20 protein-coding genes are annotated in these 22408 nt (G+C 73.7%); 13 read left to right on the forward strand and 7 right to left on the reverse strand.

Annotated elements, in window-relative coordinates; genetic code table 11:
* Positions 1 to 185: 185 nt before the first annotated feature.
* The gene (locus tag ACIBH3_RS33280; protein ID WP_396315843.1) at positions 186 to 1091 is read right to left on the reverse strand and encodes a carbohydrate kinase family protein; all 906 of its coding nucleotides are present in this window, start codon (positions 1089 to 1091) and stop codon (positions 186 to 188) included.
* 300 nt (positions 1092 to 1391) lie between these two features.
* Between ACIBH3_RS33280 and ACIBH3_RS33285 the strand changes: the two genes are divergently transcribed.
* The 6 genes from ACIBH3_RS33285 to ACIBH3_RS33310 all read left to right on the forward strand — a co-directional run bounded on the left by ACIBH3_RS33285 (position 1392) and on the right by ACIBH3_RS33310 (position 7897).
* Positions 1392 to 2030: a GNAT family N-acetyltransferase gene (locus tag ACIBH3_RS33285; RefSeq protein WP_396315844.1), complete on the forward strand. Its 639-nt coding sequence runs from the start codon at positions 1392 to 1394 to the stop codon at positions 2028 to 2030.
* Between the two features lie 125 nt (positions 2031 to 2155).
* The gene (locus ACIBH3_RS33290) at positions 2156 to 2866 is read left to right on the forward strand and encodes a formylglycine-generating enzyme family protein (protein ID WP_396315845.1); all 711 of its coding nucleotides are present in this window, start codon (positions 2156 to 2158) and stop codon (positions 2864 to 2866) included.
* A gap of 522 nt (positions 2867 to 3388) precedes the next feature.
* Positions 3389 to 4114 (forward strand): response regulator transcription factor, encoded by a 726-nt coding sequence (locus tag ACIBH3_RS33295; RefSeq protein WP_396315846.1) that lies wholly within the window; start codon positions 3389 to 3391, stop codon positions 4112 to 4114.
* Complete coding sequence (locus tag ACIBH3_RS33300; protein ID WP_396315847.1) at positions 4111 to 5577, forward strand: sensor histidine kinase; 1467 nt, start codon at positions 4111 to 4113, stop codon at positions 5575 to 5577. Before ACIBH3_RS33295 ends, ACIBH3_RS33300 begins: the two co-directional genes overlap by 4 nt.
* 668 nt (positions 5578 to 6245) lie before the next feature.
* A complete protein-coding gene (locus ACIBH3_RS33305) occupies positions 6246 to 6983 on the forward strand; it encodes an RICIN domain-containing protein (protein WP_396315848.1) in 738 nt (245 codons plus the stop codon).
* Positions 6984 to 7195: 212 nt separating this feature from the next.
* A complete protein-coding gene (locus ACIBH3_RS33310; RefSeq protein ID WP_396315849.1) occupies positions 7196 to 7897 on the forward strand; it encodes a DUF4232 domain-containing protein in 702 nt (233 codons plus the stop codon).
* 70 nt (positions 7898 to 7967) lie between these two features.
* Here the strand turns inward: ACIBH3_RS33310 and ACIBH3_RS33315 are convergent, their stop codons facing one another.
* A complete protein-coding gene (locus ACIBH3_RS33315) occupies positions 7968 to 8879 on the reverse strand; it encodes an AAA family ATPase (RefSeq protein ID WP_396315850.1) in 912 nt (303 codons plus the stop codon).
* A gap of 2 nt (positions 8880 to 8881) precedes the next feature.
* Positions 8882 to 10123 carry an RNA ligase gene (locus tag ACIBH3_RS33320; RefSeq protein ID WP_396315851.1) on the reverse strand — a complete coding sequence of 414 codons (1242 nt, stop codon included), beginning with the start codon at positions 10121 to 10123 and terminating at the stop codon, positions 8882 to 8884.
* A gap of 163 nt (positions 10124 to 10286) precedes the next feature.
* Here ACIBH3_RS33320 and ACIBH3_RS33325 point away from each other — a divergent pair, with 163 nt between their 5' ends.
* The 4 genes from ACIBH3_RS33325 (at position 10287) to ACIBH3_RS33340 (ending at position 12990) form a co-directional block, all read left to right on the forward strand.
* Positions 10287 to 11105, forward strand: coding sequence for a methyltransferase domain-containing protein (locus tag ACIBH3_RS33325; RefSeq protein WP_396315852.1), 819 nt, complete (start codon positions 10287 to 10289; stop codon positions 11103 to 11105).
* 272 nt (positions 11106 to 11377) lie between these two features.
* Positions 11378 to 11542 (forward strand): hypothetical protein, encoded by a 165-nt coding sequence (locus tag ACIBH3_RS33330; protein ID WP_396315853.1) that lies wholly within the window; start codon positions 11378 to 11380, stop codon positions 11540 to 11542.
* Positions 11539 to 11844 carry a hypothetical protein gene (locus ACIBH3_RS33335; RefSeq protein WP_396315854.1) on the forward strand — a complete coding sequence of 102 codons (306 nt, stop codon included), beginning with the start codon at positions 11539 to 11541 and terminating at the stop codon, positions 11842 to 11844. The genes ACIBH3_RS33330 and ACIBH3_RS33335 overlap by 4 nt, the downstream gene beginning before the upstream one ends.
* A gap of 741 nt (positions 11845 to 12585) precedes the next feature.
* Positions 12586 to 12990, forward strand: a complete 405-nt coding sequence (locus ACIBH3_RS33340; protein WP_396315855.1) for a hypothetical protein — start codon at positions 12586 to 12588, stop codon at positions 12988 to 12990.
* 165 nt (positions 12991 to 13155) lie between these two features.
* Here the strand turns inward: ACIBH3_RS33340 and ACIBH3_RS33345 are convergent, their stop codons facing one another.
* Both ACIBH3_RS33345 and ACIBH3_RS33350 read right to left on the reverse strand, forming a co-directional pair.
* Positions 13156 to 14499, reverse strand: a complete 1344-nt coding sequence (locus ACIBH3_RS33345) for a serine hydrolase (protein ID WP_396315856.1) — start codon at positions 14497 to 14499, stop codon at positions 13156 to 13158.
* Between the two features lie 295 nt (positions 14500 to 14794).
* Positions 14795 to 14950 (reverse strand): hypothetical protein, encoded by a 156-nt coding sequence (locus tag ACIBH3_RS33350; protein ID WP_396315857.1) that lies wholly within the window; start codon positions 14948 to 14950, stop codon positions 14795 to 14797.
* Between the two features lie 333 nt (positions 14951 to 15283).
* Between ACIBH3_RS33350 and ACIBH3_RS33355 the strand changes: the two genes are divergently transcribed.
* Complete coding sequence (locus tag ACIBH3_RS33355) at positions 15284 to 15616, forward strand: hypothetical protein (RefSeq protein WP_396315858.1); 333 nt, start codon at positions 15284 to 15286, stop codon at positions 15614 to 15616.
* A 105-nt stretch (positions 15617 to 15721) separates the two neighbouring features.
* On the opposite strand, the gene ligD is transcribed toward ACIBH3_RS33355, so the two are convergent.
* Positions 15722 to 16681, reverse strand: coding sequence for a non-homologous end-joining DNA ligase (ligD, locus tag ACIBH3_RS33360; protein ID WP_396315859.1), 960 nt, complete (start codon positions 16679 to 16681; stop codon positions 15722 to 15724).
* A 772-nt stretch (positions 16682 to 17453) separates the two neighbouring features.
* On the opposite strand from ligD, the gene ACIBH3_RS33365 reads away from it, so the two are divergent.
* Positions 17454 to 18422 (forward strand): pseudouridine-5'-phosphate glycosidase, encoded by a 969-nt coding sequence (locus ACIBH3_RS33365; RefSeq protein WP_396315860.1) that lies wholly within the window; start codon positions 17454 to 17456, stop codon positions 18420 to 18422.
* A gap of 118 nt (positions 18423 to 18540) precedes the next feature.
* Here the strand turns inward: ACIBH3_RS33365 and ACIBH3_RS33370 are convergent, their stop codons facing one another.
* Positions 18541 to 20220, reverse strand: coding sequence for a S8 family peptidase (locus ACIBH3_RS33370; protein ID WP_396315861.1), 1680 nt, complete (start codon positions 20218 to 20220; stop codon positions 18541 to 18543).
* A gap of 678 nt (positions 20221 to 20898) precedes the next feature.
* On the opposite strand from ACIBH3_RS33370, the gene ACIBH3_RS33375 reads away from it, so the two are divergent.
* Positions 20899 to 22098 (forward strand): UDP-N-acetylglucosamine--N-acetylmuramyl-(pentapeptide) pyrophosphoryl-undecaprenol N-acetylglucosamine transferase, encoded by a 1200-nt coding sequence (locus tag ACIBH3_RS33375; protein WP_396315862.1) that lies wholly within the window; start codon positions 20899 to 20901, stop codon positions 22096 to 22098.
* Positions 22099 to 22408 lie beyond the last annotated feature (310 nt).

Consider the following 22408-nt stretch of genomic DNA (forward strand, 5'->3'; position numbering starts at 1 on the left):
GGCCCGAGGCCCGCCCGCCGGAGGGCGGGGGCCGTCGACGGGGACTCGCGCGGGCGGGGCGTGGCCCCCCCCCCCGCTCCCGGCCCCCCGGGCCCGGGCGGGGGCCGCCGACCGGGAGGGGGCGGGGCCGCCGCCGTGGCCCCGCCCCCTCCCGGTCGGTGGACGGTGCGGACCGCGGACGCCGGTCAGCGCTCCCGCAGGCCTTCCGCGAGGGCCGCGGGCGAGATGAAGTCCGTGTGGGTGCCGGCGGCGGTGCAGGCGTACGCGCCGGCGATCGAGCCGCTGCGGGCCGCGTCGGCGACGGGCCGCCCGGCGAACCAGGCGTGCAGGAAGCCGGTGACGAAGGCGTCCCCGGCACCGTTGGTGTCCACGACGGGGCGTCCCGGGTCGACCGCCGGGAAGTGCTGGACGCGGCCGGGTTCCTCGCGGGTGAGCAGGTAGCAGCCGTCGGCGCCGGCGGTCGCGGCGACCACGGTGGCCCGGCCCTCGCCGAGGATCCCCCGCATGACCTCCTCGTGCCGGCCCCGGCAGCCGGCCACGGAGAGGAAGACCAGGTCGGAGTTGACGGCGTAGTGCCGGTGGTGCGGGTTCCGGCCGTCCCAGTCGTGCAGGTCGGTGGAGCTGGTCAGGCCGAGCCGGCGGACGTCCTCGTACATGTCGCGATTGGGGCCCGTGATCGAGAGGTGGACGTGCCGGGCGCGCTCCAGGTGCGGCAGGTAGAAGTCCCGTGGCAGCCTCAGCTCCGCCGGGTGCCGGCCGTCGTAGAAGGAGAACCGCCGCCCTTCGGCGTCCACCAGGTTGACCGCTCGCGAGGTGCCGTGCGGCGAGAGGACATGGCTGAACGGCAGGCCCTGGCGGGCGTACTCGGCGAGGATCAGGTCGGCCTGCGGGTCCGCTCCGAGGTGGTCGATGAAGGCGGTGCGCAGTCCAAGGCGGTGGGCACCGAGGGCGACCCCGTTGCCGGTGTGGGCCACGTAGTCGCGGACGGGGGGCACGTGGCGCGAGTCGGCGTCCGGGATCTCCAGCGCGTCGACCCGCACGATGGTGTCGACGCCGGCTCCGCCGACGACGAGAAGGTCGAACTCCGTCACGCTTGCGCTCCTTCGGCTGGTCGACCGGTGATCGGGGGCCGCTGCTCCGGCGCCCGATCGGCAGCAGGAGTCAAGCAGCAGACTGGGGCGGACGCAATGCCTTTCCGAAAGTTGCAGCAAGTTCTTCCGACCGCACGCGGCGCTCCCGGCACGGGTGCCGATGAGGGTCCGCGGCGATCTGGTCGACATGCGTGGCGAGGTGCTGGGCGGCGGGTCGTCTCCGGCCTGCCGCGCGCCTGCTCGAACGACGTGGCCGTGTGGCCCCGCCGGCCGATCACCGGGCCGCATAGGGTGGAACCCATGACCTCCGGATACCGGCCCGTACCCGCGCGGGTGGCCACGCCCACCGACATCGACGCCATCGTCGAGACCCTGACCAGCGCGTTCTTCGAGGACCCGCTGTGGGGGCCGGCGTTCCCCGACGTCGAGCGGCGGGCCGCCCAGGCCGCGGCGATGTGGCGGCTCTACGTCACCTCGGCGCTGCGCTATCCGTGGACCCTCGTGACCCCCGGCGCGGAGGCGGCCGCCGTGATGATCCCACCCGGCGGCACGGAGCTGACGCCCGAGGAGGAGGACGGCCTGGAGAACCTGCTGGCCGCCATCGCCGGCCCCGAGCAGGCCGGGAAGATCATGAAGATCTGCGACCAGCTCGAAGCGGCACACCCCCGCGAACCGCACTTCTACCTGACCCTCCTCGGGACCCACACCGCCCATCGCGGCCAGGGCCTCGGCATGGGACTGCTGGCCGAGGGCCTCAACCGGGTCGACGCGCTCGGCGCCTCCGCCTACCTGGAGTCCTCCAACCCCGTGAACACCCCGCGCTACGAGCGGCTCGGCTTCGCCGCCCGGGCCCGGATCACCACCGCCACCGGCCATGTCGTGACCACCATGTGGCGCCCGGCCCGCCCGGTCGGCTCCACCCGGGTCCAGGCTCCCTGACCACCCGGCCGGCCGTCCCCGGCGGATCTGCCTCACCCGGCCGCGCCCCTGGTTCCTGACTTCACGTCAGGGCTGCCCGGGCCGCGCGAACTTCCAGCGCACGGTGCCGCTAGGATCTTCCGATCATGAACGCAAGCGCAGGAATCACGATGGTCGCCATCCCGCCCGGCGAGGTGACGCTGTCGGACCGGCGGACGCGGCGCAGCTGGTCGGTCGAGCTGGCGCCCTACCGGCTGGCGGCCCATCCGGTCACCCAGGCGCAGTACGAGGAGCTCACCGGCCGGCGGCCGAGCGCCGCCCACGGCGACCGCCTGCCCGTCGAGGGTGTCTCCTGGTGGGACGCCGTCCGGTTCTGCAACGCCCTGTCCGAGCGCGACGGCTTCGCGCCCGCCTACCGCCTCCGCGAGGACGCCGAGGGCGACGGCGCAGGCCCGGGCCGGAGCGGCGGAGTGCGCGTCGAGTGGGATGCCGCCGCCGACGGGTACCGGCTGCCGACCGAGGCCGAATGGGAGTACGCCTGCCGCGCCGGTACCACCGGACCGCACTACGGGCCGCTGGACGAGATCGCCTGGTACCGCGGCAACTCGCAGGAGCGCATCCACGACGTGGGCGGCAGGCGACCCAACCCGTGGGGCCTGTACGACATGCTCGGCAACGTCTGGGACTGGTGCTGGGACGTCTACGACGCCGAGGTCTACGGCACCTACCGGGTGCTGCGCGGCGGCGGCTGGTTCGACGAGCACTGGAGCTGCCGTGCCTCCGCACGCCGCCGCAGCCACCCGAGCTACCAGGTCGACGACGTGGGATTCCGGATCGCCCGCTCCCCGGCGCGCTGACCCGCGCCACGCGGGGTGACGGCTCTTCTCTTCTGACGGTGACTTGCCACTGTGCACACTCGGTCCGCAGCTTGGACACCCGGGTGTCCTGCGGGGTGCCCGGGTGAACCGCACGGTCAGGAGGTGCGGTTCACCCGGGGCGTCGGCGGCCCGGAGGGGGAGCCCGGGAACGGCGCGACGCGGGGACGACCGGCCGGAGGGGAGCCGGCCGGCGGGACGCGAACCGGCACAGGGCTGCCGGTCCACGCCTGACAGGGAGCGGGGTCCTCGGTGGGACGGCCATCGGACCACGCACTCCGTGAATCGTTCGGCGGCACCGCCCTGATGGGCCGCGCCGCAGACCGATATGAGTGATCGTAGGAGCGGCGCGGCGCCAAATCCGCCGTGCGCAGAGCCCGCTGAGCAACCCCTAAGGTTCCGCTTAGGTCCGGGTGCCCGCTCGCCGCTGCCTGACGGGCCGACCGGTTCCCACCGAGCGGTCAGGCCCTGACCTGGTAGGCCGTGTGGGCTACGGTGTGCGCCATGACGTCCGTCCTCGTCGTCGAAGACGACCCGATCATCCGCGCAGCCCTGATCGAGGTGCTGACCGCCCACGGCCTCGTGGTGCGCAGTTCTCCCGACGGCTTCGGCGCCCTGCGAGAGATCACCCGGTGGCAGCCCGACGCGGTCGTGCTCGACCTCGGTCTGCCCGACCTGGACGGCGCGGATGCCCTCAAGATGATCCGCGGCCTGTCCCAGGTGCCGGTGGTGGTCGCCACCGCCCGCGACGACGACCGGGAGATCATCAGGCTGCTCAACGCGGGAGCCGACGACTACCTGGTCAAGCCGTTCTCGGGTGGCCAGCTCGTCGCCCGCCTCGCCGCCGTGCTCCGGCGCTGCGGGGCTCCCCCGGGATTGCAGGGAGCGCCCGGGGCCGGCGACCTCGGCGTGTCCGAGCCGCACGGGACCCCGCTGGTCGTGGGCGAGCTGCGGGTCGACCCGAACGCGCGTACCGCGCATCTCGCCGGACGCGAGCTCGGCCTGACGCGACGTGAGTTCGACCTGCTGGCATTCCTGGCCGGCAACGTCGGGCGGGTGGTCTCCAAGCGGCAGCTGATCACAGAGGTGTGGCGCCAGCCGTACGTGGACGAGCAGACCGTCGTCGTGCACCTGTCCTGCCTGCGCAGGAAGCTGGGCGAAAGCGCCTCCCTGCCACGCTACCTGCACACCGTCCGGGGTGTGGGCGTGAAGTTGGTGTCACCGCGATGAGGGCCACCCTGGCCATGGTCGCCCTGGTGGTGACCTCCATGGTCGCGGTGTCCTTCCTGATACCGCTCGCGCTGCTGGCGAGCCGGCAGGCGGAGTCCCGGGCGACCGGCGCCGCCGAGCAGCGCGCCGTGTCGGCGATCCCCGCCCTGGCGCTCGCCTCCCAACCCGAGCGGCTGGCCAAGGCCATCACCGGGCCGGGCTCGCAGGACGGGCTCTGCGTCCACCTGCCGGACGGTCAGGTGATCGGCAGGACGCACGCGTCCGCGCAGTTGCTGGCGCGCGTCGCGCGGGACACCCGGACGGCGTCCGGCAACGTCCCCGACGGCTGGACCTACCTGCAGCCGGTGCTGCTGGACCAGGGCCGGATGGCCGTCGTCGAATCGTTCGTCCCGCGCGAGGAGCTGACCCGGGGGGTGGCGAGGTCCTGGACGGTGATGTCCGCGCTGGCCATCTGCCTGGTGATCTCCTCGGTCCTGGTCGCCGACCGGCTCGGCGCCCGGGTGGTCCGCGCCTCCCTCGGCCTGTCCCGGGCCTCGGCCGCCCTGGGCGCGGGCGACCTGGCGGTGCGGGTGACCCCGGCGGGGCCGCCGGAACTGTACGAGGCCGGGCTCGCGTTCAACATGATGGCCGATCGGGTGACGCAACTGCTAGCGACCGAGCGGGAGTTGGTCGCGGACCTCTCGCACCGGCTGCGTACGCCCCTGATGGCGCTCTCGCTCGCCGCCGAGCGGATCGGGCCGGTCCAGGGCGCGCCCCGGCTGACGGCGGCGATCCACCAGCTGGAGTCCGAACTCGACTCGATCATCCGCGCCGCCCGCACGCCGCTGTCCACCAGGCCCCCCGGCACCGGACTGTGGGACGGCCGGCCCGGCGGGCGGGCGGACAGCGGGCCGTCGGACGGCGGAGGGGCGGACGGCCGGCTCGCGAGCGGCGGGCCCGCCGGAGCGCAGGGAAGGACGGCATGCCTGGTCACCGAGGTGGCCGCGCGCCGGGTCGGCTTCTGGTCGATGCTCGCCGAACAGCAGGGCCGGGCCTGCAACTTCACGGCGACCGACGAGCCGACCCCCGTGCAGCTGCCGGAGGACGATCTCGCCGCCGTCGTCGACGCGCTCGTCGGCAACGTCTTCCGGCACACCCCGCCGGGGACGGGCTTCGCGGTGAGCGTCCGCAGGACCGCCCAGAGCGTCGTGCTGGTGGTCGAGGACGCCGGGCGGGGCATCGCGGATCCGGATAGTGCCCTCTCCCGCGGAGTCAGCGCGGGCGGATCCACCGGGCTCGGGCTGGACATCGCCCGCAGCGCGGCCGCCGCGACCAGGGGGGAACTGCGCGTCCTGCGCAGCTCGACGGGCGGCGCGCAGGTGGAGGTGGTGCTCGGCCTCGCCCGTGAACCGGGCCGCGGCCTCGGCAGGGCCTGGAGCCACCGGCGCCGGCGCCGTTCGAAGGCGCGTCGGCGGCAGGGCTGAGCCCCGCCGTTGCCGCCGGACGCCGCCGGGACCGACCCGATGGCGGCAGCCGAAACGAAGATCAAAGAAGGCCCGCACTTTCTGTTATCCCGGCAGCCCAGCGGGGTCTCCTACAGTGTGCGGCCGGATTCGAGGCTCCGGCGGGCAGCGAGCAGGAAGGGAGGTCGCGGCGTGGTGCGGACAACCGAGGCGAGCCTGCGGCGCGTTGTCGCGCCCGCGCGGCGGCCCGGCCCCGCACTCGTGACCTGCCCGCGACGCCGGTCCTCCCTGCCGCACCGCAGTACCGAACGTGGGGGCAGTAGGCCGAGGAGAGGAGTTGTGTCATGCGGGCTGCATCGCGGTGCGCAACATGCGACTGGACCGGGCAGGATCTTGGCTGCTCCTGCCGACACGGGGTCAGGGGTTCGACAGCGCTGGGCATCGGCGCCCCCGGACCGGACGTCTCAGGGCCGGCGGTCGGCCCCCGGGCCCGAGAGATCGCCCAGGAGACCGCGGTCCTGTGGCCCCTCGGTTCGGACGCCCCTCCTGGCGGTCGACCAATGGACAGTGCCCCGGGACCCCTCGGCCGCCGACGGACCGTCCTGGCAGACCGGGCCCGCCGCCTCAGTCGGGTCGGCCGGCGCCGGCTCCCACCGATCGCCCGTCCACGGCTCGGGGAGGACCGCGCCATGCTCGCGGCCGCCGTGGCGGCCGGACTGGCGGCGACCACGCTGACCGTCTGGATCCTGTCGGCCATCACCACACCGGACACGACCCACGAGTCGGCCGCCGCCGCGCAGCTGGTCAAGGACCAGACATCCGCCGCCGCCTCGCACAGCTCGCCCCCTGCCCAGGCCCCGGCCCCGGTCTCCGTCACCACCTCCGCGTCCGCATCCACCTCGGCCTCGCCGTCCGCGTCCGATGACGCCTCGCCCACGGCCGTCCCGTCCGTCAGCGCCCACCCGGTGCAACCGTCGGCCACGCCGTCCCTCTCGCCCTCCCCCTCGCCCTCTCCCACGCCAACCGTCACCGTCCCGCTCGGCCGTACGCTGACGGGTGTCGGCTCGCAGCGCTGTCTGACCCTCAGCTACGGGACCGACGCCGAGATCCGGGACTGCGACGGCAGCGCCGACCAGCTGTGGACGTTCACCGCGAGCGGCGAGGTCCGCGACTCGGACGGCACCTGCCTGGCCCCGCGCGACGCGTCCACGCGGCGGGGGACGCCGGTGCACGTCTGGCCCTGCACCGGCGACGAGAACCAGAAGTGGCGGGTGAAGCCCGACGGCAGCCTGGTCGGCGTCAAGTCCGGCCTCTGCCTGGATGTGTTCAACGGCCGCACCGGCAACGGCACCGCGGTGCAGTTGTGGCCGTGCTTCTCCCACCAGGCGAACCAGACCTGGATCATCGGCTCCGCGGGCGCTTCGTAACCCGGCCGGGCGCCGCCTCCGGCCGCCGTGCCGGCCAGGAGGCGGCGCCCGGCCACCCGCTCCCACACCTGCGTGTACGGTTGATCACCGCTCGGGCGCGGTCGTGTCAGCCTTCTGTAACGAGTGGTCCGACCGGGAAACCGGAACCGGTCAAACGGATGTGACTTGGGGTGAATACCGATGGAATGCCCGTTACACCCCTGGAGGACCCTATGAAGCGCAGGAACATCCGTGGAATCACCGTCGCCGTGGCACTGGCCTCGGCGGGCACCCTACTGCTCACCGGGTGCGGACCCGAGAACGACAGACCGGACTCCGGCGCCGCTGCCTCCCCGCCGGCCTCGGCCACCGCCGCGGCCCCCGCCACCGCTTCGGCCTCCGCCACCGCCGCCTCGCCGGTCTCCTCGGCCTCGCCTGCCTCCCCGGCCTCACCCGCTTCGCCGGGAGCCGGTTCGTCCGGTAACCCGGCCCAGCACTGCACCGCGGCGGATGTGAAGGTCGTCTCCGCCCGGCAGGCCACGGTCCGCCCCAACGGCACGGGCACCGGTGCGGCAGTCGTCGCCATCACCAACTCGTCCGGGAAGCCATGCGTCATCGAGGGCTTCCCGACCGTGGCCGGGGCCGGCAACGGCTCGCCCGACCGGAACGCGCCCCTGACCGTCAGCCACACCGGCACCGCGGCCCCGGTCCGGCTCGCCCCGGGCGGCAAGGCCTGGACCAAGCTCACCTTCGTCCAGGTCCAGGGTGAGGGCGACGGCTCCTGCACCTCCGGTGCCGACCCGGTGGTCTACCCGACGATGGTGATCGGCCTGCCCCAGGCCGGCAAGCACCAGATCGGCCTGGACGACGGCCAGATCGCCGAGTGCGACAACACCGTCGCCGTGACCGCGCTGACCGCCACCCAGCCCTCCTGACCGGCCCCGCTGCCGTGGTGGGCCGGCCCTCGCTGCCGTGGCACCCGGGCACCACGGCAGCGGGACGGGGTCAGAAGTCCCCGTAGTTGACCTGCCAGGTCGGCAGGCCCATCCGTCGCCAGACGGCGACCACGCGGTCCCGGTCGTCGAGCGAGAAGCGCACGGCGAAGCGGTCACGGACGTGGGCGTCGAAGAGTTCGGCCTTCACGATGTCGTCCCTGCGCTGGTCCCCCTGGTGACGCATCCACAGCTCGTCGAAGGGCACCTGGTGGGCGCCGAGCCAGCCGAGCGTCCGCTCCCGGTGCTCCTCGCTCCGCCCGGAGAGCAGCACGATCTGCTCGCCGGTGGCGGCGTAGGTCGCCAGCGCATGGGCGACGGAGGCGTTGAGGGCGTCCTCGCCGCAGCGCTCGAAGTCGTACGGTCCGCGGCTGACGTTGATGGCGAGGGTGCCGTCGATGTCGCACAGGATCGCCGAGGGGAGCGAGGGGTCCGCCACGTACGGGCGGACCGGCTCCTGGTCGTTCATCCACTCGGCGGTGAGTCGCCAGCCGCCCTTGGTGGCCGACCGGTGCCGCTGGTGCAGCCGCAGGATCGTTTCCTCACCGACTGGCTTCTCGCGGCCCGCGTCACGACGTACGCACTCATCGACGGGCACGTCCGTGAAGTCGTGCACCACGAAGGTCGCCTCGCCCGCGACGACGGCCCTGAGCCGACCGGGCATCCGGGTGGTCAGGTGGGTGTTGTCCACCACGACGTCGAATCCGTCCCGCAGCGCGGCGAGAACGGCCTCCTCCTGGATGCGCTGGGCCGTGCCCTCGTGCTTGTGGGTCCACGTGCGGCCGTCACCGTGCTCGTCGAGCATCGCACGGATGCTGTCGAGGCTGACCCGGCGCATCCGGCCCGCGGACTCGGCGAGGAGCTGGAGGGCCCTCGTGGTCTTGCCGGAGGCCGGCAGACCGGTCATGACGTGAATGGTGGGCATGGTCAGGCGTCCTCGTCGGTCTTGAACGGATCGGTGGCGGCGGGCTTGATGACACGCCAGATGAGCAGGTCAACGGGCCTTTCGTCAAGCAGGAGGAACATCGCGGCACGCACGGTCCGGTCGGTGTGCCGCTGGGCCGCCCGCGCGAACGCGGCGCGGTCCCCGCGCAGGCCCGCGATGTCGTCGTACGCGGCACCGATAGTCCCGTGCAGCTCGTCGTAGCGCGCCTGGAGGTCGGCCGTCACCCGGCGTACCCACTGGTCGAACTCGTCCGGGACGTCCTCCAGCATCACCGCCAGCGGGCCCCTCCCCGCCGCCGTGCCGGCCGTCTTCTCGGTGGCTTCGGCCGGGGAGACACCCACCGCCTGCGCGACGGCCTTCACCTCCCGGCCGGCGAACCGCTCCAGCCCCGCCGCCTGCCAGACGTCCCGCTCGTTGATGCCGGTGAGGACCTTGTGCAGGCGTACGTACTCGCTGGTCTTCGCCTTCACCCTGACCCCGGACGCGAACCGGACCACGTACCCCTCCGCGTCCATGCCGCTGGTGGCCGCACCGTCGAGCAGGACGTTGCCCTCGGTGAGCTCACGGAGTTCCTTGAGCGGCGGCGCCGGCCAGCGGCGCACGACCGATCCGAGACCCGCCCAGTCCGGCGCCGCCGTGTCGAGCGGCAGCTCGCTCCCGTCGGCCCGGTACGCGGCGAGCAGGACGAGGTCCCGGCGCGCCCCGTAGTCGACGACGATGCGGTTCTCCGGGTAGAGGATCTCCACGAGGTAGGTGTGCCCGGGCCGCAGTGCGCCGGTGTCGCTGGAGTCCAGCCGGCGCTGCGCCCACTGGGCCTGCTCCGAGATGAACGACCCCTTGGACGCGACGTGCCAGCCACCGGAGTGCTGGAAGACGATGCCGAGGGAGCCGTCCAGCTTGTCGTACACCTCGAACGGCTCGTCAGGCAGCGGCGGAGCGTACGGCCGCCCGCCGATGTGCTCGCTGAGGTTGAAGAACTTCGGCAGGCAGTGCCCGACTATCCGACCGGTGGAGTCGTCGGCGACCAGCCCGCGGCAGCGGGTGGTGACGGGCGTCCACACTCCCTCGTACTGGCAGGCACGGGTGTAGCTGAAGATCGAAAGCGGCAGGCTCGGGTGCTTCCGCCGGCTGACGTGGCCGGCCTCGACGGCCGCCCGGAGGTCGTCGGCCGGGAAGAGGTCGTCCAGGGTGAGCTGCGCTGCGGTGGAGGTAGAGGTGGTCATGCTTAGCCTTAGCCACTTTCGGTCGGATTGTCATGGAGTCTGACCGATCATTCGCCCGGACGCACCCAAATTCCGGTCCGCACCTCATCCCCGGCCCGCGACTCGTCCCCCACCCGCGCGTGTCCGAGGGCCCGCTCGGGCCCGGGTCGGGGATCGTGGCGGCGTGAAGGAGCAGAGCTTCGACGTCGACGTCTGGGCGGTCGCGGACGCCTATGAGCGGTACATGGGCCGATGGAGCCGCCCGGTCGCAGGCGCGTTCACGGACTGGCTCCGCTGTGACGACGGTCTGCGGTGGCTGGACGTCGGCTGTGGCACCGGGGCGTTGACCGCGGCGGTGGCCGCCCGGTGCCGGCCCCGGGCGGTGCTGGGGCTCGACCCGTCCGCGGGCTTCGTGGCGGCGGCCCGGGCCGACGCTCCCGCGCCGGCGTTCTTCGCCGTGGCCGACGGGCTGTCGCTGCCGGTACGCGGCGCCGGCTGCGATGTGGTCGTCAGCGGACTGGCGCTCAACTTCATCCCCAGGCCTGCCGAGGCAGTGGCGGAGGCAGTCAGGGTCGTGCGGCCGGGCGGCCTGGTCGGCGCGTACGTGTGGGACTACGCCGAGGGCATGGAACTGCTGCGCCGTTTCTGGGACGCCGCCGGCGCGGTCGATCCGTCTGCCGCCGCGCTGGACGAGGGCCGGCGGTTCGCGATGTGCCGCCCGGACCCGCTCCGGGCGCTGTGGTCGGCGGCCGGGCTGTCCGAGGTGACCATCGCGCCGCTGGAAGCGGCCACCGTGTTCACCGACTTCACGGATCTGTGGGAGCCGTTCCTGTCCGGGCAGGGCCCCGCCCCCGGCTACGTCGCCGCCCTCGCCCCGCCCGCCCGGGCCCGCGTACGCGAGAAGCTCCGCGAGACCGTGCCGGCCCGGCCGGACGGGTCGATCGCACTCACCGCGCGCGCCTGGGCGGTGCGGGGTCGGCGGCCGGTACGTGCCGTCGGCTGATCGGCCGCCCGCGTCCCGGACAGGCGTCCGGGCACGCCCGGGAGACCCACACCTGGCCCCGTGCCCTGGCCCGCGCTGCGAGCGCCGGCGTCAACCGGATTCCGGCTGGGTCAGCCCTGTAGGCGTACCCGGTCGGGCCTCGGCGTCCCGACCAGGCTCGCCGTCCGCGGCGGTCTGGCGGGGCGCCCCGGGTCGGGGACGGATTGTCGCGGGCAGCTCCTCGGGCCGCCGTCCGCACGGTACCGTGTCGGGAAGGTGACGGAGGGTGGCAGATGCCGGAGAACCAGACGTGCCCGTCGTGCGGCGGTGCGCGGGGCACCGACAAGGTCGAGGCCAGCGTGGAGCTGGACGAGCAGGGCCAGTTGGTGCCGAAGCAGCGCAGTGTCTGGTCGCCGTGCGGCCTGTGCCACGGACAGGGAACGGTGGTTGTGGGATGAGGCTGGTCTTCGAGTGCACCGCGTGCGGCAGCCACTACCTGCCGCCGGAGGCGATGAGTTACGGGCCGGACGACGCCGCCTCCCCACTGTGGTGCTCCCGCTGCCAGGCCGAGATGCGCGAGGCCGGCGTACCGGAACCCGAGTTCGCGGCACGGGTCGCGCTGGCCGCCGCCCGCGCGCAGCTCGCCGCCCGTGTGCAGGAGGCCGAGGAGCCTGCTCGCCCCGACGCGCGCCCCTCGCGCCCGCCCGTCTCACGCCGGGCCCGCTCCGCCCCGGCCGCCTCGCGCGGCAGGCTCGGCTGACGGCACTCACCCACTGGCCCCCGCCGCCGGCCCACCACCGCGCAGGCCGGGGGTCAGGGGTGCACGATGGTCGGAGATGCCGCCACGCCCGGGCGAGCCGGTCCCGTTGCTCGCGCCGTCGGACCCGTGACGAGCGCGGCTCCGCACCACGGGTTTCGCCGGGCGTCGCACCCGACGATGGCGGCGTGGCAGCCACTCCTCGCCTGCCGTACGCCGCCCGTACGCCGCCCGTCCTTGGGTCGAGCGAGTGGCACCCTGGTGGCACCGTGGGTGAGTCCGCCCCTGCGTGGAGTGATGACGGCACATCACGCGGGCTGCTTTGATGAGCCCAAGCGATCGAGGAAGGAACCGGCATGATCGACCTGAGGACCACCTGGTGGGCATGGCTCGTGGCACTGGCGGGGCTGGTGGCGCTCATCGTCATCGGCTTGCCGGACTGACCACGGCCCGTCCCGAGGTCCGGCGGGCTGCGCCCCCGGCGCCGACCACGTCGGGGGCTCCCGCCTGCTTCTCCCGTACCGCCTTCCCCCGGCCGAACGCGGCACCGTACGCCTCGGGAGCCCGAGCCCAGGAGCCCGAGCCCAGGAGCCCGAGCGGTGCGTCGGCTGCGCAGACACCCGACGACACTCCCGGGGAGCGCGACGGGCGCTGAGCCCGCCGGAGGACGGGAGTGAGCACGGGCCGTGGCCGACCGACATCCGCCGGCAACAGGACGGCCACGCGGCGCCGTAAAATGGGGCCATGCCGAACTCCGATGGGCTGCTCGTCGATATCGCTGCGATGGTCGAGTCCGAGCGCAGCAACCAGATGCCTCTCACCGTGGTCGTCCCGGGAGCGGTCATCACCGGCCGGCTCGCACCGGAGAGCCTGTGGCGCGAACGGGTGGCGGAGGTCCTTGAGACCTCCGAACACCTCAAACCCTTCTCTGCCCTGTTCGCGTCCTCCCGCCGGGCGACGGCGGCCGACACGGCCCCTGGCGCAGACTCCGGTACCTCCACCGGTGAGCCTCCCACCCATCTGCATCTGCACCTCGCACGGATTCTGCAGGGCAGCTACGGGCTGCCGCACACCGGCGGCATGTACCGCATCGCCATCGAGGACGTCAGCAGCTGGACCGTGGGCGACCTCAGCTACTCCGACCAGTAGCCCCCACCGGCGCGCCTCGGCGCATACGGCGAGGGCCGGCTGAGCGCTGACGGGCGCGCGCGGGGAAGGCAGCCGACGGAGGCCGGCCTTCCCGGCCCCCGTTGGCGACCCGCAACGCGTGCCGCGCGGCCCTGACCCCCGGCGGGAGGCCAGGGCCACAGGCTGTCAGGGCAGCTGTACGGCCGGTGCGGTCGGGGCCTTGGCGGCCGGCTGCGGGGTGGAGGCGGGGCCGCAGACGGCGGTGACGACGAGCTGGTTGACGGCGGTGTCCGTGGCCCGCGGATCGGACGTGTCATACGGGTTGGCGGACCCCGCGAACTGGCGGGTGCCCGCGGCGTTGCCGAGGAGCATGGTGCCGTAGCCAGGGACGCTACCGCTGTGGCCCCAGAACTCGCCGCAGGGCAGTACGGTGCGCGACAGACCCAGGCCGTACCCGGCACCTCCGCCGAGGTCGACGGTGCGCTTCATCTCGGCGAGTTCGGCCGGGCCCAGCAGGCGCCCGCCGAGCAGGGCGGCGTTGAAGCGGGTGAGGTCGGCCGTGCTGGAGATCCCGGCGCCGGCCGCGCCGAACATGGACGGGTTGATCATCGTGACGTCCGCGCGGCCGCCCTCGGGGAGCTTGAAGTAGGCGTGTGCGTGCGGCCCCGGCACGGATACGGAGCTGAGGGGCATCGAGGTGTTGCGCAGCCCGAGCGGGCGGATGATCCGGCGCTCGACCTCCTCGGCCCAGCTGCGGCCGGTGGTCCGCTGTATCAGCATCCCCACGATGACGTAGTTGGTGTTGGAGTAGTGCCAGCCCTGGCCGGGGGCGAAGTAGGGCTCGTGGCCGGTGGCGAGGGCGACGAGCTGCTCCGGGTGGTGGGTCCTCCAGCGGCCGACCGTCAGCCACTCGTGGAGCTTGTCGCCCGACCGGTCGAAGGCCGGGTCCTCGGTGTAGTTGAAGATGCCGCTGGTGTGGTTGAGCAGCTGGCGGACGGTGATCGCGCCGCCGTTGGGGACCACCCCGGGCAGGTGACGCTCGATCGGGTCGTCCAGGGCGAGCCTGTGTTCGGCGACGAGCTGGAGCACGACCGTGGCCACGAAGGTCTTGGTGATGCTGCCGATCCGGAACCGGCCGTCGGCGGAGGCAGGCTCACCGGTGTCCAGGTCTGCCGTGCCCGCCGCGCCCTTCCAGGCGCTGTGACCGCCGGCCCGCACCTCGGCGAGCGCGGCCGAGGCGCCGCCCTGCTCCACCACCGCCCGCACGGCGGCCTCCAGTGCCGCACCGTCGGTCACGGAGCTGCCCGCCACCGCGACCGCCTGCTCGGCGGCCGGCCTCGCGGGAACGGCGCCGGCCGGTGGCACGACGACGGCCAGCACACCGGCGCCGGCCAGGGCGACGATCGCGGTACGCGCGGCGAGGCGGCGAAGCGCCGACCCGGATGAACGCCTGGACGGGCCCCTGGAAGCTTGGTCGGCCGTGGAAGTGTGGCCGGATGTGGGCCGGAAGCTGGACAGGGTGAGTGTCATGGTGTCCTCCTGCAATAGGTACGGCCGGCGGCGGCGGCCAACACCGCTGCGCTTTCCGGTCATTGACACCTTGACAGTTGACCTCCGGGGAGTCGTCAACCCACGGGATAATGCGTATACATCCCCGGGTTGAACTTCCGTCCACCTTGGGTATGCCCCACTCCCGCGCCCCGGCGGGCGGCCGCCCGCGTGAAGTCCTCGTAGGGCCGCCCACCGGCCGCGCCGGGCCCCCGCCCGGTGGTGGACCCGGCAGGGGGTCTGCTGCCCGACTGCCGGGTCCGGCGACGCGGGCGCGTCAGCTCGGGGCCTGCCGCTGGGCCGGGACGGGGCGGTCGCGCTGGAGGTCGAACAGTTCTCGGAACAGCCCGCCCTGCTGCGCGGCCAGCTCCTCCCAGGTCTCCGCGCCGGATGCGGTGTCCGCCGGCCTCGTCGAGGAAGGTGAAGAAGTCATCCAGGTAGAGGCCCATCCGGTAGAGCCGGGCGCCGTTCCCGACGATGCCCTGGATGCCGCCGGCGGCGGTACGCAACGCGAGGGTGGCCTGCCGGCGGCGGCCAGCTCAAGTTCGACCCCGCACCTCGCCGCGATCAGGGCGAGTTCCGCCTCCCGGCTGACGCGTGACGACACTTTCCACGGAACCGGTCACGACAGCACGATATCGGCTGCCGTACCGGGAGTCGCCGGGTCGCGACGGAGAGTGCCGCGCAGGAGGACCGTCCGGCTATCCGCCGCGCGAAGTACGCTGGATGGTTCTGCGGATCCCTCCAGGCAGCGGGGTGCGTTTTCATGGCCCGTTCCTCCCGAGACCTTCGAACTCTCACGGACACCGTCGAGCACGTCAGCGAGGTGGCCTCCGCGCCGGCCCGGATCCGGGCCCTGCGGGTGGTGGCGTCCTACGCCACGGACGCGGACGACTGCCGGATGCTGCTGACCGCCCTCGGCCTGCTCGACGACGACAACCGGTCCGCGAGCCGGATCTGTGTGTGCTGCGGCCGCCCGTACGAGCATGCGGGCGTCAGACGCCGGGACCGCTTCTGCTCGGCCCGCTGCTACCGGCAGCGGACGGCGCCGGCTGCCGGCCGGTCGACCCACGACACGGCGGACGGCGGCGGCGCATGAGGCCGCCGGGGCGGGAGGCGAGCCGAGCCGGTGAGCGAGTCCGGTGACCGGGATGCCGGCGCGCCGGTCGGGGCCGGCGCCCCCGGCCCGGCGGGCACGCCCGGCTCAGGTCTCGCGCAGGCCCTTCCAGGTCGGCTGGCGCAGCATTCCGGCGTGGGTGGTCTCCAGGTACTCGACCTCGCCGGTCAGGCGGGGCTGAACGTACCGGAGGTGGGTGCCGCGTTCCAGGCCGGTGGGCGGGGCGGTGAACGGGCAGACGGTGGTGTCCAGACGGCGCAGCGCGGCGGCGAGGGCACGGCGTTCGGCCATGGTGAAGCCGCTGCCGACGGACCCGCTGTACAGGAGGCCGTGGTCGGTGGGCACGCCGATGAGCAGGGCCCGGACGGTGGCGGCGGTGGGCCCGCCGGGCAGCCAGCCACCGATGATCACCTGCGCGGTGGAGAGGTTCTTCTGCTTGATCCAGTCCCGGGAGTGTGCGCCGGGCTGGTACGAGGAGTCGAGACGTTTGAGGATGACGCCCTCCAGCTGCTGCTTCTTGGTCCAGGCGAGGGCCTGGCCCCCGGCTTCGGTCCAGGCGGGCGGGACGCGAACGGCGCTGCCGTTGAGGTGCAGTGACTCCAGCCGGCGCCGCCGTTCGGTGTACGGGAGGTCGATCAGGGCCTGGGGGCCGTTCCACAGCAGGTCGAAGCCGATGTACATCGCCGGGTTCGCCGCGGCGCCGGCCCGGATGGTGTCGGCGCGGGCGCGGTGGAGGCGACGTTGCAGGAGGGCGAAGGAGGGGGTGCCGTCGGGTCCCATGACGACGATCTCCCCGTCCAGGATGGCGGGGCCCGGTACGGCCTCGGCGAGGGCGGCGGCGACGTCGGGGAAGCGGGCGGTGTAGTCGGTGCCCCGGCGTCCGAGCAGTCGCACGGTGCCGTCCCCCGGCGCGGTGACCGTCGCCCGGGCGCCGTCCCACTTGACCTCCGCTCCCCAGCCCTCGTCGGGCGGCATCGGGCCGGCGGTCGCCAGCATCGGTTCGATCTGCGGCAAGCGGACCGCAGGCGGTGCGGCACGTCTGGTCATACCTCCAGGGTGCGCCAAGTTCACGCGTGCGTCACAGTGGCGGCCGGCAACTGTGCCGGGGCCTGCCACCGGCGCCCGGGGCTGTGAGCGGCGCCGGGGGCTGCCGGCCGCGCATCGGGGCCTGCCGCACCGTGGCGGGGGCGGCCCGGGCTGCCCCGTCGCGCGCGGGGTCATCGGGTGCGCCGGTCGGCGAGCCGCGCTCGCGGTCGGGACCGCGAGGTACCCGAACCGGTCGGTCCTGGCCAGGTGCTTCATGGCCTCGCCGAGGGACACCCCGGCGATGAGCACGGGGTGCCGCGCCGCCCGCCGGGCGGGAGTCCGGAGCCCGAGGAGCGGTCCGCCACGCTCGTCACCGGCGCAGCATGGCAGCCCCGCGCCTTCCACCTCGACGGCGGAGCAGCGATGACGCCCGGGGACTGATGGCTGCTCAGCGGTGGCCCCTGGCAGCTGCGAGCTGGCCGGCCTCCTCTGGCAGACTGTGCGGCTGACAGCTCGTTGGGTCGAGCATGACAAGGGGGCGACAAGGCCCAGGACTGGCGGATTCCCCGGCTCCCCGGCCCACCCACGACCCGAGTACACCTCGGGGCTGACGCCTCCGTCCGCCCCCGTGCCGCGTACGTCACCAGCGTCGGCGGTTCGGGCCCAAGCCTGCTGATGCCGTCTCCCGGTCGCCCCCGCGCGTTCGGGGGAGAACCCGCGCTTTCGGGTGGCCGCACGCCGAGTGGAGGGCAACCCAGGTTTACGAGGGTCCGCGGGGTGTCAGGAATCGGGAATGACCCAGCCCGCTCACCGTCCGGCCCCGCCCCCGCCGGGCTCCTCCCCCTCACCCTCCCTCGCCGTCTCCGACGAGGTCAGCGAGGCGCTGGCCCGGCGGGCTCCGGTGGTCGCCCTGGAGTCCACGATCATCGCGCACGGTCTGCCGAGGCCGCGAAACCTCGTGGTGGCACGGGAGTTGGAGGAGACGGTCCGGGCAGCGGGGGCCGTCCCCGCGACGATCGCGGTGCTGGACGGCGTCCCGCGCATCGGGCTGACGGAGGAGCAACTGGAGCGGGTCGCGAGCGACAGGTCGCTGCGAAAGCTCGGCTTCCGCGACCTTGCCCCGGCACTCGCGACGGGTTCGAGCGGGGCCACCACGGTCTCCGGGACGGCGTTCCTCGCCGCACGCGCCGGCCTCCGGGTCTTCGCCACGGGTGGCCTCGGCGGCGTCCACCGCGAGTGGGTCAGCACCCAGGACGAGTCGGCGGACCTCGGACTGCTCGCGCGCACCCGGATCACCACGGTCTGCGCGGGGGTGAAGTCGATCCTGGACGTCCCGGCGACGCTGGAACGGCTGGAGACCCTCGGTGTCACCGTACTCGGCTACCGGACGGCCGAGTTCCCGGGCTTCTACCTCACCAGCTCGGGGCGGCCGGTGGACTGGACGGTCCGGGAGGCGTCCGAAGTGGCGGCCGTGATGCGCGCCCAGGACGCCCTCGGCGGTCTGGACTCCGCGCTGGTCGTGGCCAACCCCGTCCCGGTGGCCGAGCAACTGGACCCGGCGCTGCACGACCGGGTCCTGGCCGAGGCCCTGGCGGCGGCCGACCGCGCGGACGTCTCCGGGCAGGCCACCACGCCGTTCCTGCTCGCCTACCTCACCGAGCACACCGGCGGCGCCTCACTGGAGGCCAACCTGGCAGCCGTCCGCGGCAACGTACGGCTCGCCGCCGAGATCGCCGGGCACTGGGCGGGGACTGTGGCCTGACGGTGAACGGCTGGCGCCGCTCGCCCACACCGGTGCGGGCCCGCCGGCTCCCGGGTGGCGCGAGGCCGGCCCCGGGCGGGACCGATCACCCCGGGGCCGGCCGCGCCTGCCGCGGCGCCTAGAAGGTGAGGTTCCAGGCGTCGATCTTGCCGGTGTCCTGGGAGGCGATGTCGCGTACGCGCAGCTTCCACGTCCCGGCGGCGACCTCCGAGGAGGCGTTCACGGTGTAGGTCTTGCTGACGTTGTCGGCGCTGTCGCTGTCGACGAAGTCCTCCAGCAGGTACACCGTGCCGTCCGGGGCGACCAGGGAGAGCACGAGGTCACCGCGGTAGGTGTGCTTGACGTCCACGCCGACCCGCAGGGCCGCGGGGGCGTTGCCGCTCACGCCGGTGACCGTGATCGGGCTCTCCACCGTGGTGTTGTCGCTGACGGTCACGTCGGTGAGGTTCTCGAAGTAGTTGCCGGGCGGCACGATGGCGCCGACCGCCTTCAGTGCGTCGACCTGGCCCTCGCCGAAGAAGGCGTTGTTGGCCGTGGTGCCGGTGCAGCGGCCGTCGGCGGGGCAGGCAGTGTCGGTGGCCTGCTGGGCCAGCGTGGCCCGCAGGTCGGCCGGGGTGGCGGTGGGGTTGGCTCCGGCGAGCAGTGCGACCACCCCGGTGACGTGCGGGGAGGCCATCGAGGTACCGCTCTTGGTGCCGTACTTGCCGCCCGGGAGGGTGGAGTAGACGCCGGAGGCGCCGTCGCCGCCCGGCGCCGCGATGTCGATGACGCCCCGGCCGAAGTTGGAGTACGACGCCTTGACGTTGCCGCTGCCCATGGCCGCGACGGTCACCACGCCCGGAAGCTCGGTCGGGATGTCCATGCAGGCGTTGCTGATGGTCCGGGTCACCGGGCTTGAGTCGTTGGGGCTGGCCCAGTCGGTCGTCTTGTTCGCGAGGTCGTAGTCGGAGTTTCCGGCGGCGGCGACCTGGAGCGAACCCTTGCCCTCGGCGTAGGCCTGGGCACGCCTGACGCCCTCGATGATGGCGGCCTGGTCGATGTTGTCGGGGCAGTTGAACTGCCACGGGTCGGTGTAGTAGCTGTTGTTGGTGACCTTGAAACCGTGGTCACCGGCCCACACGAAGCCGCAGACGGTGTTCTCCGCGAAGAACAGGGTGCTGCTCGGCTCGGCGATCCGGACCGAGGCGATCGTCACGCCCGGCGCGACACCGATGACGCCCTTGCCGTTCTTGGCGGCCGCGATCGTCCCCGCGACGTGGGTGCCGTGCGTGTCGACGTCGCGCCACGCTCCGGTCCGGGTGTCGGGCCTGCCGTACGCGCAGGAGACCGAGTCGGCGGCGTCGAAGTTCGGCGCGAGGTCCTGGTGCAGGTCGTCCACGCCGGTGTCGAGGACACCGACCTTGACGGTCTGGGAACCGGTGGTCACGGCCCACGCCTGGTCGGCCTTGATCTGCGCCATGTCCCAGCGGGTGGACTCGGTCACGGTGGTGGCGACCTGGGTGGGGGTGGCCGGGAGCGCCGGGTTGTACGCGTCGGCCGGCACGTCCGAGGTCCGGGTCGCGCCGACCTGCTGGACGCCGCTGACGCCGCGCATCGTGCTCGCGAAGGTCGCGGACGCCGAGTGGGCCACGATCACGCCGATCGCGTCGTAGTGCGCGAAGACCGTGCCGCCGTTGCCGGAGACCGCCGTCTGCACGGCCGTGGTGTCGCCCGGCGCGGTGATGACCAGGTAGGCGCGGGTGCCTGCGGCCCAGGCCGAGGATCCGGACGGCAGCGATGAGGCGGACGAGGTGGGCACGGAGGACGAGGTGACCGAGGCGGACGGTACGGATGAGAAGGACGGGACCGATGATGCCGAGGATCGGGCGGCACTCGCCCCACCGGCGGGCGCCAGCAGGGCCAGGGCTGCGCCCAGGGTGGCGGCGAACCCGGCGGTACGCCTCGATCGGCCGGCTATGTGGGGAATCAATGCGTCCTCCGGAAGCCATGCGGCTCGGTGGTGCCGGTAGCACCCGTTGAGCCATGTACATGATGTGGTGGACGCAAGATGTCAGACAGTCACCCTGGATGGGAAGTCCTCCTGTCGCACGGGGACTTCATCTCTGTGCGACCCAATGGGCTTGCCCCGGAGGCGACTTCCCAGCGCGGCGGGCCCGCCGGCGCCATCCGTCGGCCGTCGGCGCGGTGGCAGGATTCCTCCGACCCCGCAGTGCCCGTCCGCGCCCGGCGACCGGGCGGGGCCGGCCGGCCGGCCCGAGCGACGCAACGAGCCGCAACAAGGCACAACAAGCCACATCGGCCGGCCGTGACGTCCGCCTGGCCCCGCATCAGGCCGGGTTGCGCGACGGGGTCGGAGGTGGGTGACGGGCAGGCAGGTCCGCTGGTGGAGCGGGGTGGGATCGGCCAGGTTTGCCCTGATATGGTCGCCGGAGGGGGCCGGGTTGAGCTCCCGCCTATCCGGATGGGGAGAACCTCTGTGAACAGCGACGCCGCCGGCCGACTCCCGGTTGCACCAGGACGGGCGCTGCGCCTGCTAGTGACCGGCGGCGGGACCGGCGGACACACGTACCCCGCGCTGACAGCGGTACGCGCACTCCAGGCCCGGCTCGCCACCGTGGGCCGAGCGGTCGACGTCCTGTGGGTCGGCACGGCCAAGGGGCTGGAGGCCCGGGTGGCACCCGCCGAGGGCATCAGGTTCGCCCCGGTCGCGACCGGCAAGGTGCGCCGCTCCAGCAACCCACTGAAGCTGCTCTCCCCCGCCAATGTGAAGGACATGGGCCGGGTGCCGCTGGGTGCCGTCCAGGCCCGTTCGATCATCTCCGACTTCCAGCCCGACGTGGTGCTGGCCACCGGCGGCTACGTCGCCGTCCCGGTGGGCCTGGCGGCCAGGGCCTGCGGCCGCCCCCTCGTCGTGCACGAGCAGACGGTCCGCCTCGGGCTGGCCAACAAGGTGCTGGCCCGGGCCGCCACCCGGGTGGCCGTCTCCTCCCCCTCCACGCTGCCGCTCCTGCCGGAGTCCGCCCGCCGGACGGCGGTCGTCACGGGCAACCCCGTGCGGCCCGAGGTGCTGAGCGGCCACCCCGCCAAGGCCGTTCAGGCGCTGGAGCTGTACACGTTCGACTCCGCGCTGCCGACCGTGTACGTCACCGGCGGCGCCCAGGGATCGGCCCAGATCAACACCGTCGTACGCGACATCCTGCCCTGGCTGCTGGCCCGGGCGAACGTCATCCACCAGTGCGGCCCGGCGAACCTCGCGGACCTGCGGCAGCATGTGGCGACGCTCCCGGGCGAGCTCGCGGCCAGGTATCTGCTCACGGACTTCGTCGGCCCCGAACTGCCCGATGTCCTCGCCCTGGCCGACCTGGTGATCTCCCGCAGCGGCGCGGGCACCATCGCGGAACTGACCGCCCTCGGCAAGGCCGCGGTCTTCATCCCGCTGGCCAGCTCCGCAGGCAACGAGCAGGCCCACAACGCCGCCCACCTGATGGAGGCAGGCGCCGCCGTCGCCCTGCTCGGCGAGGTGACCCCGGCAGGCCTCCAGGAGGCGGTGGCACCCCTGCTCGCGGACCCGGCCCGGCGCGCCGACATGGCGCACCGGGCCCGCTCCCAGGGACGCCCGGATGCGGCGGAGCAGCTGGTCGACGTTCTCCTGTCGGTCGTCAAGGACCACGCCTAGCGAGCCACCGGGCGGGCCGTGCCGAAGGGGGAGGGTATCCCGGCGCGGGCTGCCGCCCGACGTGTGCCGGGCGGCAGCCGGCGGACCCGGGACGAGTGCGGTGCTCACGGTGATGGTGGCGAGCAGGCTGCGGAGCGGCACGGCTCGGTTCCCTTCGGTACGGCTGGAGGCGACTGAAGCGGGACGCGCGGATGCGGCGTGGGGGGGGGGGGGGGCGGGGGCGGCCCCGCCCCCGGCCCCCCCCGGGGGCGGGGGGCCCCCCCCCGGGGGCGGGCCGGCGCGGCGCCGAGCGGCACGCGCCGCGCGCCCG

It is taken from the genome of Kitasatospora sp. NPDC050543 (genome assembly GCF_044457565.1).
GTDB lineage: Bacteria > Actinomycetota > Actinomycetes > Streptomycetales > Streptomycetaceae > Kitasatospora.